The 15,969-nt window shown below is 60.8% G+C and carries 11 protein-coding genes; 8 read left to right on the top strand and 3 right to left on the bottom strand.

Annotated features, from left to right (window positions below):
• The first annotated feature begins 122 nt into the window (after nt 1-122).
• The 4 genes from dapB to pepN all read left to right on the top strand — a co-directional run bounded on the left by dapB (nt 123) and on the right by pepN (nt 7,085).
• The gene (dapB, locus tag B1526_RS00580; protein ID WP_095614199.1) at nt 123-875 is read left to right on the top strand and encodes a 4-hydroxy-tetrahydrodipicolinate reductase; all 753 of its coding nucleotides are present in this window, start codon (nt 123-125) and stop codon (nt 873-875) included.
• 165 nt (nt 876-1,040) lie between these two features.
• Entirely contained in the window at nt 1,041-1,949 is a 909-nt protein-coding gene (dapA, locus tag B1526_RS00575; protein ID WP_095614198.1) for a 4-hydroxy-tetrahydrodipicolinate synthase, read from the top strand.
• A gap of 454 nt (nt 1,950-2,403) precedes the next feature.
• Entirely contained in the window at nt 2,404-4,374 is a 1,971-nt protein-coding gene (locus B1526_RS00570) for a ribonuclease J (RefSeq protein ID WP_095614197.1), read from the top strand.
• Nucleotides 4,375-4,460: 86 nt separating this feature from the next.
• Nucleotides 4,461-7,085: an aminopeptidase N gene (pepN, locus tag B1526_RS00565; RefSeq protein ID WP_095614196.1), complete on the top strand. Its 2,625-nt coding sequence runs from the start codon at nt 4,461-4,463 to the stop codon at nt 7,083-7,085.
• 110 nt (nt 7,086-7,195) lie between these two features.
• Here pepN and B1526_RS00560 read toward each other — a convergent pair whose 3' ends face one another.
• Genes B1526_RS00560 through B1526_RS00550 form a run of 3 tightly spaced genes read right to left on the bottom strand, consistent with a single transcriptional unit; the run spans nt 7,196 to nt 11,280 of the window.
• On the bottom strand, nt 7,196-8,464 hold the full coding sequence (locus tag B1526_RS00560; RefSeq protein WP_095614195.1) for a S8 family serine peptidase: 1,269 nt from the start codon (nt 8,462-8,464) through the stop codon (nt 7,196-7,198).
• Nucleotides 8,461-9,891: a type VII secretion protein EccB gene (gene eccB, locus B1526_RS00555; protein WP_095614194.1), complete on the bottom strand. Its 1,431-nt coding sequence runs from the start codon at nt 9,889-9,891 to the stop codon at nt 8,461-8,463. Before eccB ends, B1526_RS00560 begins: the two co-directional genes overlap by 4 nt.
• 18 nt (nt 9,892-9,909) lie before the next feature.
• On the bottom strand, nt 9,910-11,280 hold the full coding sequence (locus B1526_RS00550) for a ubiquitin family protein (RefSeq protein ID WP_235606953.1): 1,371 nt from the start codon (nt 11,278-11,280) through the stop codon (nt 9,910-9,912).
• A gap of 444 nt (nt 11,281-11,724) precedes the next feature.
• Here B1526_RS00550 and B1526_RS00545 point away from each other — a divergent pair, with 444 nt between their 5' ends.
• The 4 genes from B1526_RS00545 (at nt 11,725) to B1526_RS00530 (ending at nt 15,917) form a co-directional block, all read left to right on the top strand.
• The gene (locus tag B1526_RS00545) at nt 11,725-12,036 is read left to right on the top strand and encodes a WXG100 family type VII secretion target (RefSeq protein ID WP_095614193.1); all 312 of its coding nucleotides are present in this window, start codon (nt 11,725-11,727) and stop codon (nt 12,034-12,036) included.
• A gap of 55 nt (nt 12,037-12,091) precedes the next feature.
• On the top strand, nt 12,092-12,379 hold the full coding sequence (locus tag B1526_RS00540; RefSeq protein ID WP_095614192.1) for a WXG100 family type VII secretion target: 288 nt from the start codon (nt 12,092-12,094) through the stop codon (nt 12,377-12,379).
• A gap of 206 nt (nt 12,380-12,585) precedes the next feature.
• Nucleotides 12,586-14,223, top strand: coding sequence for a S8 family serine peptidase (locus tag B1526_RS00535; protein WP_157908654.1), 1,638 nt, complete (start codon nt 12,586-12,588; stop codon nt 14,221-14,223).
• The gene (locus B1526_RS00530) at nt 14,223-15,917 is read left to right on the top strand and encodes a S8 family peptidase (RefSeq protein WP_095614190.1); all 1,695 of its coding nucleotides are present in this window, start codon (nt 14,223-14,225) and stop codon (nt 15,915-15,917) included. The genes B1526_RS00535 and B1526_RS00530 overlap by 1 nt, the downstream gene beginning before the upstream one ends.
• Nucleotides 15,918-15,969 lie beyond the last annotated feature (52 nt).

Below are 15,969 nucleotides of genomic sequence, written 5' to 3'. Positions count from 1 at the left end.
TACGCTGAGGCGCCGCTCGGCGTACCGCACTGCGTACCCGCCGCGCAGGGGCGCAGCTACACTGGATTTGGAATACAGCCATACCTATCCACTTCACCATGAGAAAGAAAGATGGGGACACCATGATCAAGGTTTCCGTAGTAGGCGCCAAGGGGCGCATGGGATCGCACGTCGTCGACGCCGTCAACGCCGCGCCCGACGCCGAACTCGCGCTCGCGCTCGACGCAGGCGACGACCTCACGCAGATCACGCCCGAGAACACCGATGTCGTCGTCGAATTCACGGTGCCGTCGGTCGCGCTCGGCAATGTGCTCACGCTCGTCGGCCAGGGCCTCGACGTCGTCGTCGGCACGACCGGTTGGACCGACGACAAGCTCGACGCGGTGCGCGCCGCGCTCGCCAATGCGCCGCGCGAAGGACAGAGCGTCTTCATCGCGCCGAATTTCGCGATCTCCGCTGTGCTCGCCGATTATTTCGCGCGTCTCGCCGCACCGTATTTCGAATCCGCGGAAGTCATCGAGCTGCACCATCCGGACAAAGTGGACGCGCCTTCGGGCACGGCGATCCACACCGCGCAGGGCATCGGCGATGCGCGTGCGAAGGCGGGGCTCGGTGCAGTCCCGGACAATACGCAGACCGATGGTGGCTCGCGCGGCCAGGTCGTCAACGGCGTCCATGTGCACGCCGTGCGCCTGCGTGGTCTCAACGCGCATGAGGAGGTGCTGTTCGGCAACGCCGGCGAGCAGCTCGTCATCCGCGCCGATAGCTTCGACCGCGGCTCGTTCATGCCTGGTGTGCTGCTCGCCGTGCGCAAAGTGGCGTCGCATGAGTTCCCGGGATTGACGGTCGGTCTCGACCATTTCCTCGACCTGTGACGTTCTCCGGTTCGATGATATCCGGATTCAGTTCGACGATATCCCACCGTTCCACGGATGTTTCACAGCGCCGCGCATATCGCGACGCGCGTATCGCGGCGCGGGCGTGGAACATCCACATCCGCGCGGCTGCGCGCGTCCTAACCGACAAGTACCGTTGCAGCTATGACAGACGGAACGATGCATCTTCTTGACCCCGCCCCGTTCGGGCGTGTCCTTCCCGCGATGGTCACGCCGATGAAGGATGACGGATCGATTGATTACGACGCCGCGCAGGCGGTCGCGAAACAGCTTGTCGCCGACGGCGCCGACGGTCTTGTCGTCAACGGCACGACCGGTGAATCGCCGACGACGCATATGGATGAGAAAGTCGACCTCGTCCGCGCCGTCAAGGAGGTCGTCGACGTCCCCGTCATCTCCGGTGCCGGTTCGAATGACACCGCGCATACGGTGCGCATGGTCGAGCAGACGCAGGAGGCGGGCGCGGACGCCGTGCTCGTCGTCTGCCCGTATTATTCGCGCCCGTCGCAGCAGGGCATCTTCTATCATTACCGCGCCGTCGACGAGTCCGCAGACAAACCGATCATCGTCTATGACGTCCCGGGCCGCACGGGTGTGCGCATCGCGCTCGACACCTACTGCCATCTGTCCGAACTCGACCATGTTCAGGCGGTCAAGGACGCGACGGGCGACATCGCGGGCGCCGTCCGCAAGCGTCTTGAGACGGGGCTCACGTGGTATTCGGGTGATGACGCGCTCTATCTGCCGTTCCTGTCGATCGGCGCCGTCGGTATCATCTCCGTCGTCGCGCATGCGGCCGCGCATCCGATGCGTGAGCTTGCCGAAGCCTTCGACCGCGGGGACATCCATCGCGCGCAGGAGCTCGCGAACCGCATCGCGCCCGCGATCGACGCGATGAACGGCACCGGGTTCCAGGCCGTCATGGCGAAGGCGGCGCTGTATGTGCGCGGGGTCCTCGATAGCACCGTGATGCGTCTGCCGAACGTCGGTCCGACGCCCGAACAGATCGAGGTCGTGCGCGCGGGAATGCAGGCGAGCGGCCTAATCGACTGAACGCGTCAGCGTCGCGCCGTAAGCCGACGGACGCCGCCGAGATGGACGCCGCCACAACGGACGCCGACAATGTGCGATTGCATGCGTCGCGTGCAATCGCATTGTCATATCGTCGGCGGTCACACGACGCACACCGCCGTACACGTCCGCCATCGTCCACTGCAGTAGACATGTCCACACACGCACGTCCGCGCCGTCCGGTTGCACAGTTTGGCGCACGGTGATTGCGCCATGAGCTGCAAGTGCGCCGTTGGCGCCCCACGACGGTTCCCGGTGGCGATACACTGTGAGCAGAATGAGCATAATGAATGACGATTGTGAGCCGATGACCACCCGCCTCATCGCCGTACCGAACGATGCCGGTCGCGCATCCACACAGGCGCCGGACACGATCGTATGAAGCCTCGCCGCGCGCACAGGCGGGCGGCACGTAAGAGAAACCAACAACAGAACCATGACAGAGACAACAACAACCACGCATGTGCGTGGATCGAAGAGGAAGACCACACAGACGGCGCAGGAGGCCGCCGAACTCGCCGTCGAATCGCTCAGTGAGCAGACGGCGAAGACGACGCGCACACGCAAGACGTCGTCGAAGTCCACGTCGTCGAAATCGGCGTCGACGAAGAAGGCGACGCGCACGCGCAAGTCGAACGCGAAGTCGGACGCTAGAAAGGCGCGCACACGTGCGCTCGCGACGTCGGACACGAGTGATGAGAACCGCATCGCGCCGCCGAAGTACCGTAAGGGTTCGATGCGCATCGTGCCGCTCGGTGGCCTCGGTGAGATCGGCCGCAACATGAACGTCATCGAATACAACGGGCATATCCTGCTCATCGATTGCGGTGTGTTGTTCCCGGAGGAGGAGCAGCCGGGCGTCGACCTCATCCTTCCTGATTTCAACTACATCAAGGACCGTCTCGACAAGGTCGAGGCGCTTGTGCTCACGCACGGACATGAGGACCATATCGGCGGCGTCCCGTATCTGCTCAAGATGCGTCCGGACATCCCGCTCATCGGTTCGAAGCTCACCCTTGGTTTCGTCGAGGCGAAATGCAAGGAACACCATCTCGATCCGGAGATGATCGAGGTCAAGGGCCGCGACAAGCTCAAGGTTGGTCCGTTCAACCTTGAATTCGTGACCGTCACCCATTCGATCCCGGACGCGCTCGCCGTGTGCGTGCGCACGCCTGCCGGCTCGCTCATCGACACGGGCGACATCAAGCTTGACCAGCTGCCGCTCGACCACCGTGTGACCGATCTTGTCGAGTTCGGCAAGCTTGGCGAACAGGGCATCGACCTGCTGATGATGGATTCGACGAACGCCGAGGTGCCTGGGTTCGTCAAGCCGGAGACGTCGATCGGTCCCGCGCTCGACCAGGTGTTCGCGACGGCGACGCGCAAGATCATCGTCGCGAGCTTCTCGAGCCATGTGCACCGTGTGCAGCAGGTCGTCGACGCCGCGCACAAGTATGGCCGCAAGGTCGTCTTTGTGGGCCGTTCGATGGTGCGCAACATGGCGATCGCCGCCGACCTCGGCTACCTGCACCTGCCGGAGGACACGGTCATCGACCTGAAGAAGGCGAAGGACTACCCGGACAACAAGCTCGTCTACATGTGCACCGGTTCGCAGGGTGAGCCGATGGCCGCGCTCGGCCGCATCGCCGACGGCAACCACCGCGACATCACGATCAACGAGTTCGACACGGTCATCCTCGCGAGCTCGCTCATCCCGGGCAACGAGCACGGCGTGTACAAGGTCATCAACAAGCTCGTGCAGCTTGGCGCACGCGTCGTCAACCGTGACAATGCGGCCGTGCACGTCTCCGGGCATTGCAACGAGGGCGAGCTGCTGTACATGTACAACATCGTCAAGCCGAAGAACGCGATGCCGATCCACGGCGAGAACCGCCACCTCGTCGCGAACGGCCTGATCGCCGTCAAGACCGGCATCGACCCGGAGAACGTCGTGCTCGCCGAAGACGGCGACGTCGTCGACCTCTACCATGGCAAGGCCGCGATCGTCGGCTCGGTGCCGTGCGGGTACATCTACGTCGATGGCGATTCGGTCGGCGAACTGACCGACGAGGAGCTTGAAAAGCGCCGTATCCTCGGCTCCGAGGGCTTCGTCTCGTGCTTCGCCGTCGTCGACACGGACGCGTCCGAGGTCGTCTCGGGGCCGAAGGTGTATCTCAACGCCGTCGCCGAGGACGAGAAGGAATTCGAAAAGGTGCGCCATCAGATCGTCGAACAGCTGCGCGATGCGATGATGACCGGCACGAAGGACACGTATAAGCTGCAGCAGATCATGCGCCGCACGCTCGGCGGCTGGGTCGCGCGCGAACTGCACCGCAAGCCGATGATCGTGCCCGTCGTCGCCGACATCGCAGCCGACATGGACGCGATGGAAGGCTACGTGAACTGACGGCCACGCGCACCGCGTGCACGAAGAACCATGAACGGCGCCGCCGTACGCCCGGCGGCGCGATACCAACGAAGTGAAGGAGCAGTATGCCAGGAGCCAACCTTACGCGCGTCGAAGCGCAGGAACGCAAATCGGTCGTCCAATACCCGATCCATTACGCCGTCGACCTTGATCTCACACAGGGCGACAAGACGTTCGTCTCGACCTCGACGGTCGAATTCGACGCGACGCCGGGGGAGAGCACATTCCTCGACCTCATCGCCGACGAAGTGACGAAGGTCGCCGTCAACGGGACCGAACTCGACCCGAACGAGGTCTTCGACGACGATCGTATCCAACTCAACGACCTCGCCGAACACAACACCGTGACCGTCACCGCGCTGTGCCGCTATTCGACGACCGGTGAAGGCCTGCACAGGAGCGTCGACCCCTCCGACGGCAACGTCTACCTGTATTCGCAGTTCGAAGTGCCGGACGCGCGCCGCGTCTACGCCGTGTTCGACCAGCCCGACCTCAAAGCCGTGTTCGATTTCACCGTCACGGCACCCAAGTCGTGGATCGTCACGTCGAACATGCCCGTCGCCTCCGTCGCCGACCTCGACCGGATGACGATGGACGGCACCCTCGCCGGCAAACCGTCCGAAACGACGAAGCGTTGGACGTTCGCGCCGACTCCGACGATGAGCTCCTACCTGACCGCGATCTGCGCCGGCCCGTACGCCGAATGGCATACGACGTACGAGAACGAGGACGGCCGCACCATCCCGATGGCGCAATACTGCCGCCAGGCGCTCAAAGACGACTTCGCGAAAGACGTCGACTACCTGTTCGACATCACGAAGAAAGGCTTCGCGTTCTACGCGAAGACGTGGGGCGTGCCCTACCCGTACGCGAAATACGACCAGATCTACGTGCCCGAATACAACGCGGGCGCGATGGAGAACATCGGCATGGTCACGATCCGCGACTCCTACGTGTTCTCGTCGAAGGTGACCGACGCGCTCGCCGAGCGCCGCGTCGTGACGGTCCTGCACGAGCTCGCGCACATGTGGTTCGGCGACTATGTGACGATGAAATGGTGGAACGACCTGTGGCTCAACGAGTCGTTCGCCGAGTTCACGTCGACGCTCGCGACCGCCGAAGCGACCGAATGGCACGACGCATGGGCGACGTTCTGCTCGGGTGAGAAAAGCTGGGCGCTCAACCAGGACCAGCTGAGCACGACGCACCCGATCGTCGCGCCGATCAACGACCTCAACGACACCTACGTCAACTTCGACGGCATCACCTACGCGAAGGGCGCGTCCGTCCTCAAGCAGCTCGTCGCCTACGTCGGCCGTGACAAGTTCTTCGCAGGCATCAACCACTACCTGTACCGCCACGCATACTCGAACGCGACACTCAACGACCTGCTGTCGGAACTCGAACAGACCTCCGGTCGCGACCTCAAGACGTGGAGCGAGAAGTGGCTGGAGCAATCGGGCATCAACACGATCTCGACCGACGTCGCGACCGCCGACGACGGCACGATCACGACACTCACGCTCACGCAAAGCGCGCCCGAAGCACACCCCGTGCTGCGCCCGCACCGCCTCGCCGTCGGCTTCTACAACGAGGACGCGGCAAGCGGCAAGATCGTGCGCACCGACCGTATCGAACTCGACGTCGACGGCGCGACGACGATCGTACCCGCCGCCGGCAAAGCGAAGCCCGCGTTCATCCTCGCGAACGACGACGACCTCACCTATACGAAACTGCGGTTCGACGACGATTCCCTCGCGTTCGCGCTCGCGAACCTGTACCGCTTCGACGATGCGCTCACACGCGCCGTCATCTGGCTCGCGCTGTGGGACATGACACGTGACGCCGAACTCGCCGCGACCGATTTCATCGACACGACACTCAAACTGCTGTCGACCGAAACCGAATCGACGACGTTCCGCTACGCGCTCGCGACGCTCTCAACGACCGTATGGCACTACACCGACCCGGCGAAGCGCACGCTCATCGCGCGCCATGTGGCCAACGCGCTGCTCACGCTCGCGAAGCGCGCGCCCGCAGGCTCCGACATGCAGTTCCAGCTCGCGTCCGCCTACCTGAGCTACGGCGTCGAAGGCGACGACGCATTCGCCGACACCGTGCGCGGCCTGCTCGACGGTTCGCTCGTGCTCGAAGGCCTCGAACTCGACAACAACTTCCGCTGGTCGCTCGTGCGCGCGCTCGCGTCCGTCAACGCGATCAAGGACGAGGACATCGACGCCGAACTCCAGCGCCGCGACACGACCGAGAACCGCGAATTCGCCTATGGCGCCCGCGCCGTGCGCGCGACCGCCGACGCGAAGGCGTGGGCATGGGATCAGGCGTTGCACAACGCGGACCTGACGAACAGCCAGCTCGAAGAGGTCGCGCGCGGCTTCGCGGGCACGCCGAGCCAGACGCTCGCCGACCCGTATGTCGACGAATACTTCGCGCAGGCCGAATGGATCTGGAAGAACAAGTCCTTCCATATGGCCGAAGCGCTCCTTGAGGGCCTCTATCCGGGCTACGCCGATCCGGCGAAGCTCGTCGAAGCGGGCAACGCGTGGCTCGACGAGCACAAGGACGCGGACAACGCGCTCAAGCGCATCGTCCGCGGCAATGTCGAGGCATCCGAGCGCACGCGCGACGTCGCCGCGTTCAACACGTCGGTCACTGGAACTGTCGAAGGCTGACAAGACGAACGAAAGTCCCTTAATAATTCGATTCATATATTAGTGTAAGGAAGGCGGGGTGTGATTCATATTGAATCACACCCCCACTTCCTCTACCACTACCACGCACGTCAGGCTTGAGTACTGTCTGCGTTGTCACGTCGGCGTAGGCTGTACAACCATGCCGTCGCGCATATGACGACGGTGGCAATCGTCATCAGCATGACGATTCGTTTGGCAAGTGCATTCGGATCGTGCAGTGGCACTAACGTGACACGTTCCGTCGTCTGGTCGGCTTGCAGACGCGCGGCGCCGCCTTCCGCGCTTGGTCCGCGTATGTCATCCGAGAGCGCCACGTTGAGTGATGCGATCGGATCGATGACACCCCATCCGTATTCGTCGTCCCGTTCATCGGGGTGTGCGCGGTTCGCAGTCGCAAGAATGCGCTGCTTCCATTGTGCCGGTGTCTCGTCAGGGTAGCGTTCGGCGATGAGCGCCGCCTGTCCGCTCACGAAAGCCGTTGCATAGCTCGTCGATGATCCGTCGCTGAATGCGCAGTCGATGCCGCTGGGGATTGTCGAGGCCACATTCGCGCCGGGGGCGACGACATCGACCTGCGTGCCGTGGATTGCGTCCTCGGTGGATAGGAGTTCGTTGGTCACGGCCGATACGCCGACGACTTGCGGATATGCCGCCGGATACCGCATGCCGTCCACGGTGCTCGATGATGTGAGACGGTTCCCAGCGCTCGCCACGACGAGTGTGCCGTGGTCGTCCGCATAGGCGACGGCTTCCTTCACGACCGGGACGTCATGGGTGTCGCTCATTGATATGTTGATGACGTCCGCACCATGGTCGACGGCGTAGCGGATGCCCTCCGCGATGGTGAACATGTCGGGGCCGCCCGTCGTCTGACCATTTTCCTGCCGTAGCGCTTCGAAGACGCGGATCGGCATGATCTTCGCGTCCGGCGCGATGCCGACGAGCGACGAGCCGTTGATGCGCCGCGCTCCGATGATGCCCGCGACGATTGTGCCATGATTGTAGACATCCTGTTTTCCATGGGAATCGTCATCGGGCACATATGAAGTCCCCTCGACGATGGCGTCAACGAGATGGGGATTGTCGACGCTCACACCCGAATCGATGATCGCGACCGTCACTCCTTTGCCGGTGCTTTGCTCATGCAACGCCTCCACATTGAATAATGTGTTCGTCCATGGCGTCTCGGTGATGTAGTTCTCGATGCCCGCCTGGCATTGGCGTTGGCCTTCTTCGGCGCGTGCGGTGGCGGATGTGGCCTGTAGACCGAGCCCGATGGCGCCTATCGTGCCTAGGGCCGCGCAGGCCGCTGCGGCCGCGCGCATGAGGTGGTGCCGGATCCTGGTGGCGCGCGTCATGATGCGTTCACCTGTGCTGCGGCGCCGCGGTCCTTCACTGTCTCCACATCCGGCTTCTTCGCTCCTGGTGCGCTTGAGGCTGCTTGTGGTGTCAGTTCCACGCCAGTCGGGAAGATGTCGACCCAGCCGCGTGGCACGTTGTGTACGTCCCCATTGGTGTAACCGAGCCGTTTGAGTGTCTCTTCCTGAGCGCCGGGAAGTGGATATGCGGTGCCGGTCGCGTCGATTGCATATACGGTTCCAGCATCGCTCGCACCGCCGATGCTGGTCCGGATGAGCGCTCCAGTCCCGCCATGGATTGTCGTCGTGATGTTCGATTCGTCCATTTGCGCGTTTGCGGCGTCACCACGTGCTTGACGCGCGATGTCCTCATCAGTGTAGAACCGCGCAGCCGTTTCGTCGCCGTCTTGTTGCAACGGAAGCACCGCGCACATCGCGCTCGTGCCGTCCGCCGTCGTGAGCGTAGCGCTTGGCCAATCCGCGGGTAGCGGCGAGAGCTCCGCGTTCGTGAGCTTTTGGAATTCCGACGCGCTCAGCATGACGGGTTCGAGTTGGGCGTCGCTTTTCCCGATGGCGTACAGTGCATAGGCGACGTCGTCGAGATGGCTGATCGATCCATCGGCCATGACGACGTATCGCGCTTCCGATGGGGCGCCCTGTTGCATGACGATCGCGCCGGGCCGTATGTCGCCGGTGTTGAGCTCCGATGCGCCGTCGATGGTGATGCGTTGCATCGCTGTACCCGCTTCGAAGAGGTTGAGCCATTGGATGGAGGTCTCGACGTGTGCGGTTTGTGGTATCCCATATGCGCGTAGGAATCCGTCGCGCGAGGTCACGTCCGAGGGAAGCTTGTGCCTTTTCGTACCGGTGATGAGGTAGTCCGTGTCGTCTACATGCGCGACGACGGCTTCGTTGGTCGCCGGGATGTTCTTCTTGTCGCCGCTGAGAGTGTTGTACAGGCGTTGTTCATAGGTGCAGCTTGTTGCTGCGCCGTCCACGAGTCCGTCATGCTCGGGCAGTGAATCCGGGGCTCCGAGGATGCCAAGGGTGGCGTCGATCGGTATTCCTTCGAGCTGTTCGTCGTCCACGGTGATGACGTCGAAATCGGAAGACGGGATCATGAGCCGTGCGCTGATCGCGTTGATAACAGGATGTAGTCTTCCATCGACGCTGACGTAGCGTGCCGCGGAGTGTTTGGCGACGATGAGTTTGTTGTTCTGCCAGTTGTCGGGCAACGCCGGTTTCATGTATCCGTAGAAGATGCCGATGAGGATTGCGATGATCGTCAATCCGATGCCGACGATGACGGGTGTCTGGTTCTTTTTCGGTGTGAGTTCGACATCCGATGGGATGCCGCTCGTGAAGGCCGTGACGAGTCTGCGTCGTGAGTAGCGTTGCGCTTCGGCAAGGTCTTTCTTGTCAGCCATGATGGTTCCTCTGGATTGTCATGCCGCGATGATGAAGTAGGTGAGCGGGGGCAACGCAAGGACGCATATGATTTCGATCGCGTCCGTCACACGTGTGACGAAAAGCGATTGGCGGCGTGAGATATACGTGAATACGAGTGCGACGATCGCGCATACGAGCAGGCCGATGGCGAGTGCGGGACGCGTCTGTGGCTGTGTCGCGGCAAGGAGCAGGACGCTGAGCAGTATGCCGATGCCGGCGGCTCCGACGGTGATTGCCATCTCACGCAATGTGTATATCTGTCTTGAATCAAGCAGGATCGCGGCGAAGGAGAGCAGGCACAAGAGGGGGGCGAAGGTGCCGCCGAGACCGATGATATACGGGGTGCAGATGAGCAACGTTGCGGCGACGGAAATGCGCCCGATGAACAGATAGGTGGATCCTTGGATGTATCGGGCGCGGATATCGTCGTAATCGATGGGTTTGGGTAGTGCGAAGATCTCCGATTCGGATTGTGGACTGTGTACGCTGATGCGGGCCACGGACAGGCACATCCAGGGCAACGCGTTGATGATGAGCGCGACGATCGTCGCGGTGATGGTCCACGCTGGCTTGAGCGCCTGTGGGAAGAAGGTTCCGAGGGTGCTCGGGATGAGCGTCGCCGTGCCGACGATGACCGGAACGAAACCGTAGGGTCGTGTATGGGGCGCGGCGAAGGTCATGGCAGCTCCGGCGATGAGGAATCCAGCGGATGCACCGAGCATCGGCATGCCATATGCGGTGGTCGGTTGGTATGTCGCCGAGATGATTTGGAAACCGGCGAGGGCCGCGAAGATGCCTGATAACAATCCGATGATGATGGCTTGGTTCTTCAGACCGTGGTTGTCAAGCAATGCGGTCAGCGCGAGCATGATGATGGCGAACGCGATGCCGATGGATGCGGTGATGACCGACGCCGGCGTGACGGCGAGGCATACCGCGCTGATTGCGAGCATACCGACGCAGATGATCAATGTGGTAATTGTCGTATGGGCGGTCGTCCATGCGCGGTAGACCTGCCCGACATTCGAACCGACCGCTTCGACGACATCGTCATACATGAGATCCGAGTCGACGAGTGCGCCTGGCGTGAGCGTGAACGGGCGTTGTGGCGCGATGCATTGCTCGAGGATGGTCTGGGCCGGGTCGAGCGCTTCGTCCTCGTCGTTGACGAGTCGGTAGCCGCCATAGACGATCGCAGGGTCGAGGACGCCGAGACGGCGTGCGATGTCAGGCAGGAGTTCAGCGACGATGATGTCCGGCGCGGCCTCCAAGGTCACCGAGCGTTTCTTGTACATGACGGTGATCGAGACGGGGGATTGCAGTGCGGTAGGCTGGTCTTCCAGAATGTTGTCTGCATGCGGCGCCATTGACTCGTCGCCCGCAGCGGGGGGCTGAGGCAATGGTAGGTATGCGTTGGCGTCCATGTACCCTGTCTCTCCTCTTCAATGAATCCCGTTGAGCCGAACATTGCATCCCACATTGGGATGCAGTGAATATTGGCTGTGTGCCGACGGTGCCTGTGAATATGCCCCAACGGTATGTATGGGATTGTATAGCATATCAGGGAAATCATACGCAGAGCGAACATGAGATGGGTGATAATGCGCAGAAATATCAATGAATCTGCTGATAGTACGGGCATTGTGTGGAGAAAGTGGCATGATTGGTGTTATGTGTTCGATATACTGAGGCAATCTGCGGTTTGGGTTCGCTCTCGCTAGTGCCAATGAGGACAGGTTTCTCGTAGGGGTGTAAGCGCAATGCAAATGGCAGTGCTGTATCAACCAACCTGCTGAATGTGGAGGAAAAGCATGGCAGAAAAAATCGCGGCTGGTGAAGGAGCGCTTGAGAAGGGCGCTGTAGCGGTGGAGAATGCGAGGGTCGGCATTGATCATCACATCAAGGACATCGAAAGCAAGATGGCGGAGCTTGGCTCGTTCTGGAAAGGCGATGCGGCCACATCGTACAACGCGCTGATGATGGAGTGGCAGAGGAAAGCCAATCAACTGAACAACATCCTCAATGATCTGCGCGACAACATTCGTGGCACCGCGAAGGATCAGGCGGCGAACGAAGAGGACAACCAGTCCCAGACCTCTCGTCTGCAGGCTCTTTTGGGCTGACGATAAATAAGACAACCGTACATAGCTAAGTACATAACAAGTTGAGGAGAAACCAATGGTAGGTTCTATTTCTGTTCGCCCGGAGATGGTCGGTCAGCTGTCGAACGAAATCGCCAATGATTCCAAGGGCATCAGCCAGGAGCTCGACACGCTTGATTCGCAAGTGCGTTCCCTTATCGATCAGTGGGATGGCGCTGCGCGAGAGGCGTATTACCGCGCGCAGACCGATTGGAACAAGAAGATTCAGGAGATGAATCAGATTCTGGCTCAGATTTCCTCCACGACCCAGCAGATCGCTGACCAGTACGTGGAATCGGACAATCGTTCCGCTGCGCGCTTCTGAGGGGACGCTGGCGTCGTCGTCATCCGCTGTATTGGATGGCGACGGCGTCTCGGAACTATCGGAGATGCATGATGGTGCGGTGTATGTGAGACTGTGTGCACCGCACCATCGTACGCACGATGCCTTGTGTGTGACGGGTATGGATGGGCTGTTGTGCTATGTGTCCAGCAACTATGGCCGATGGAGATTGGAAAGTAATTCGATTGATGGGACGATTGACTCAGGGGAAACGGGGCACCGCCTTCTGCAGCGCGGTGGCGGCTGTGTGCGCGGTGGTGTTGTGTTGGGTGCCGTCGGCGTTGGCGGTTGAGTTGAATGAGGGTGATTGGTATATCACGAAGACCGGTGTGCGGGATGCGTGGGATCAGGGTGTGACCGGCAAGGGTGTGAAGGTCGCGGTATTGGACAGCCAGATTGTGTCGGATTATCCGGCGATTGCAGGCAAAGGTGTGGCGTCGAAGCTCGTGTTGAGGGAGGGGGCTTCGTCGTGCAAAAGTACGGACGGGACACGGACGATGCGCGTATCGAATCCGAGTCTACGTACCGGTGAGGAGGGCTTGTATATGACGCATGGCACGGAAATGACCGCGTATATTGTGGGTAATGGTTCGGGGTATGACGGCAGTCGTGGTCTGGTGGGTGTGGCGCAGGACGCGCAGGCGACGCATTATCCCATGACATTTGGTGTGGCGAACCTCTTCGGATTACAGACGGCATGTGAAGTCAATGGGAATGTCATCGGTTTTGGTGATACGGTTCGTGCGGCGGTTGCGGATGGGAATCGTGTCATCAATATGTCGTGGCATTCGGAGGACAATAATGAGGCGGTTGAGGCGCTTGTCGAGGCGATGCGGGCCGGTGTGGTCATTGTGAGCGCGGCGGGTAACAATACGAAGGATTCGGGTCCGCGGGATTATGTGGGTGAGCCGACGAAGACGAACCGGTTCCCGGGATTGGTGGCGGTGAACATGGTTGATGCGTCTGGGGTGACTACTCGTCGTGATGGTGGTGTGACCTTGTTGGCACCTGGCGATGATATCAATGGCTATGCTCGCGGTGATGCGAGGAATGCCAGTGTGACGTCTGGTGGTTCGTCGGCGGCGTCTGCGATTGCGAGTGGGATGTTGGCGCTGGTGATGAGCAAATGGCCGGATGCGACGGGTAATCAGGTGTTGCAGTCGGTGGTGCATCACACGCAGGGCAACACGTCCGGTGAGCCGGTGTTCGACAAGGAGCTTCGTTCGGGGTTCGGTGTGATCGATTTGCCGAAACTGTTGGCTGTGGACCCGTCGCAGTATCCGGACATCAATCCGTTGTTGGAGGCCGCGGTGGTCAACAGCGAGAAGTATGAGGAGACGAAGGGCATGTATACGGACCGTTCGGGTTGGGGTGACCATCAGATCGCCAACACGCAGGTGTTTGATCTGGATGGCAGTTCCCATATCGATGTGCAGCGTGAGGCGTCGTTGGTGGGTGAGGAGTATGAGCGTCAGAAAGACGCGTGGGCGAGGGTGGAGCGGTGCCGTGCCGATGGCGGCGCCGATTGCATGCAGTACTCAGCCACACGCACCGGCCAAGGCGCATCGTCCTCGTCCTCTGGTGGGCAGTCTTCCTCGTCTAAAGCTGATGGTGCCAGAGATGGCGTGTCATCGCCGACGGCTGTGCCGTCGTCCTCCTCGTCAAATCATTTGTGGTTGTGGCTGGCTGTCGGCGCTGGTGTCGCAGCCCTGATTGCGCTCATCGTCGTCGCGTGCCTGTTTGCGCGTCGTGGGCGTGGGTGTGCGACGGTTGCGTCCATGCCGGCGAATGTGTCGGGGATGCATGGTGTTGGGGGTGGTCGTTGATGTTTGGTGTTGTTGACTGTTTTGGAAAGGATCTGGTGATGGGATTGTCTCGTGTGGTGGCGCGGTTGCGTGTCGTGTGCCTGGCTGTGGTGGCTGCAGTGTTGGCGGTGTCGCTGGCGGTTGTGCCGTCGGTGTGGGCGGTTGAGTTGGATGATGGTGATTGGTATGTCACGAAGACCGGTGTGCAGGATGCGTGGGGTCAGGGTGTGACCGGCAACGGTGTGAAGGTCGCGGTATTGGACAGCCAGATTGTGTCGGATTATCCGGCGATTGCAGGCAAGCATGTGGAGTCCAAGTTGGTGTTGAAGGACGGTGGCTCGTCGTGCATGGACAAGGATCGGACGTTGCGTATGGATGTATCGAATCCGGACCTGCGTGCGGGGGATCGTGGCTTGTATATGACGCATGGCACGGAGATGACCGCATATATTGTGGGTGATGGTTCGGGGTATGACGGCAGTCGTGGTCTGGTGGGGGTGGCGCAGGACGCCAGAGTGACGCATTTCCCGATGTCGTTCAGCAATGATGGGATGCTTGGCGGGATGGCGCCGTTGTGCGAGGTTGGGGATGATGTCGATTTTTCGACAGTGCTGCGTCGAGTGGTTGCGGATGGCAACCGGATTGTGAATATGTCGTTCGAGTCGAAGTATCGTCCGCAGACGGTGGAGGCGTTTGTCGAGGCGTTGCGTGCCGGTGTGGTGATTGTATCCAGCACTGGCAATGACGAGGAGGATTCGGGGCCTAGGGATTATGTGGGTGAGCCGACGAAGACGAATCGTTTTCCCGGTGCGTTGGCGGTCAATGCGATGGATGCGTCGGGCGGGACGAACCGTCGTGATGGTGGTGTGACCTTGTTGGCGCCAGGCGGTGGCATCAACGGGTATGGGACGACGGCGGACCGGGAGCTTGGGAAGGATGCCGACGGCAGGGCGAACAGTTCGTCGGCGGCGTCTGCGATCACGAGTGGGATGTTGGCGCTGGTGATGAGCAAATGGCCGGATGCGACGGGTAATCAGGTGTTGCAGTCGGTGGTGCATCACACGCAGGGCAACACGTCCGGTGAGCCGGTGTTCGACAAGGAGCTTCGTTCGGGGTTCGGTGTGATCGATTTGCCGAAACTGTTGGCTGTGGACCCGTCGCAGTATCCGGACATCAATCCGTTGTTGGAGGCCGCGGTGGTCAACAGCGAGAAGTATGAGGAGACGAAGGGCATGTATACGGACCGTTCGGGTTGGGGTGACCATCAGATCGCCAACACGCAGGTGTTTGATCTGGATGGCAGTTCCCATATCGATGTGCAGCGTGAGGCGTCGTTGGTGGGTGAGGAGTATGAGCGTCAGAAAGACGCGTGGGCGAGGGTGGAGCGGTGCCGTGCCGATGGCGGCGCCGATTGCATGCAGTACTCAGCCACACGCACCGGCCAGACATCCTTGTCGTCGTTGGCGGGCTCGGAGAGTGGTTCCGGTGCCGTGGGCTCCGAGGGCAATGCGCAGGCTTCGTCCGCATCGTCATCGTCTTCTTCGTCATCGACTGGTGTGTGGCTGTGGCTTGCGGTCGGCGCTGGCGTCGCGGCTGTGGTCGCGCTCATCGTCGTTGCATGCTTGCTTTCCCGAAGAAACAGAAACGAGTATGAAGCACATTCACCTATTAACGATAATATAGAGAATCAAAGAAGATTTGGTTCATCGAATTAAAAGTAACGTGTCATCGCTTTTTATAAACTATTGTGTATATTAATCCATGAAA

Source organism: Bifidobacterium criceti, assembly GCF_002286935.1.
GTDB lineage: Bacteria > Actinomycetota > Actinomycetes > Actinomycetales > Bifidobacteriaceae > Bifidobacterium > Bifidobacterium criceti.
This window is presented reverse-complemented; position numbering and strand designations above follow the sequence as displayed.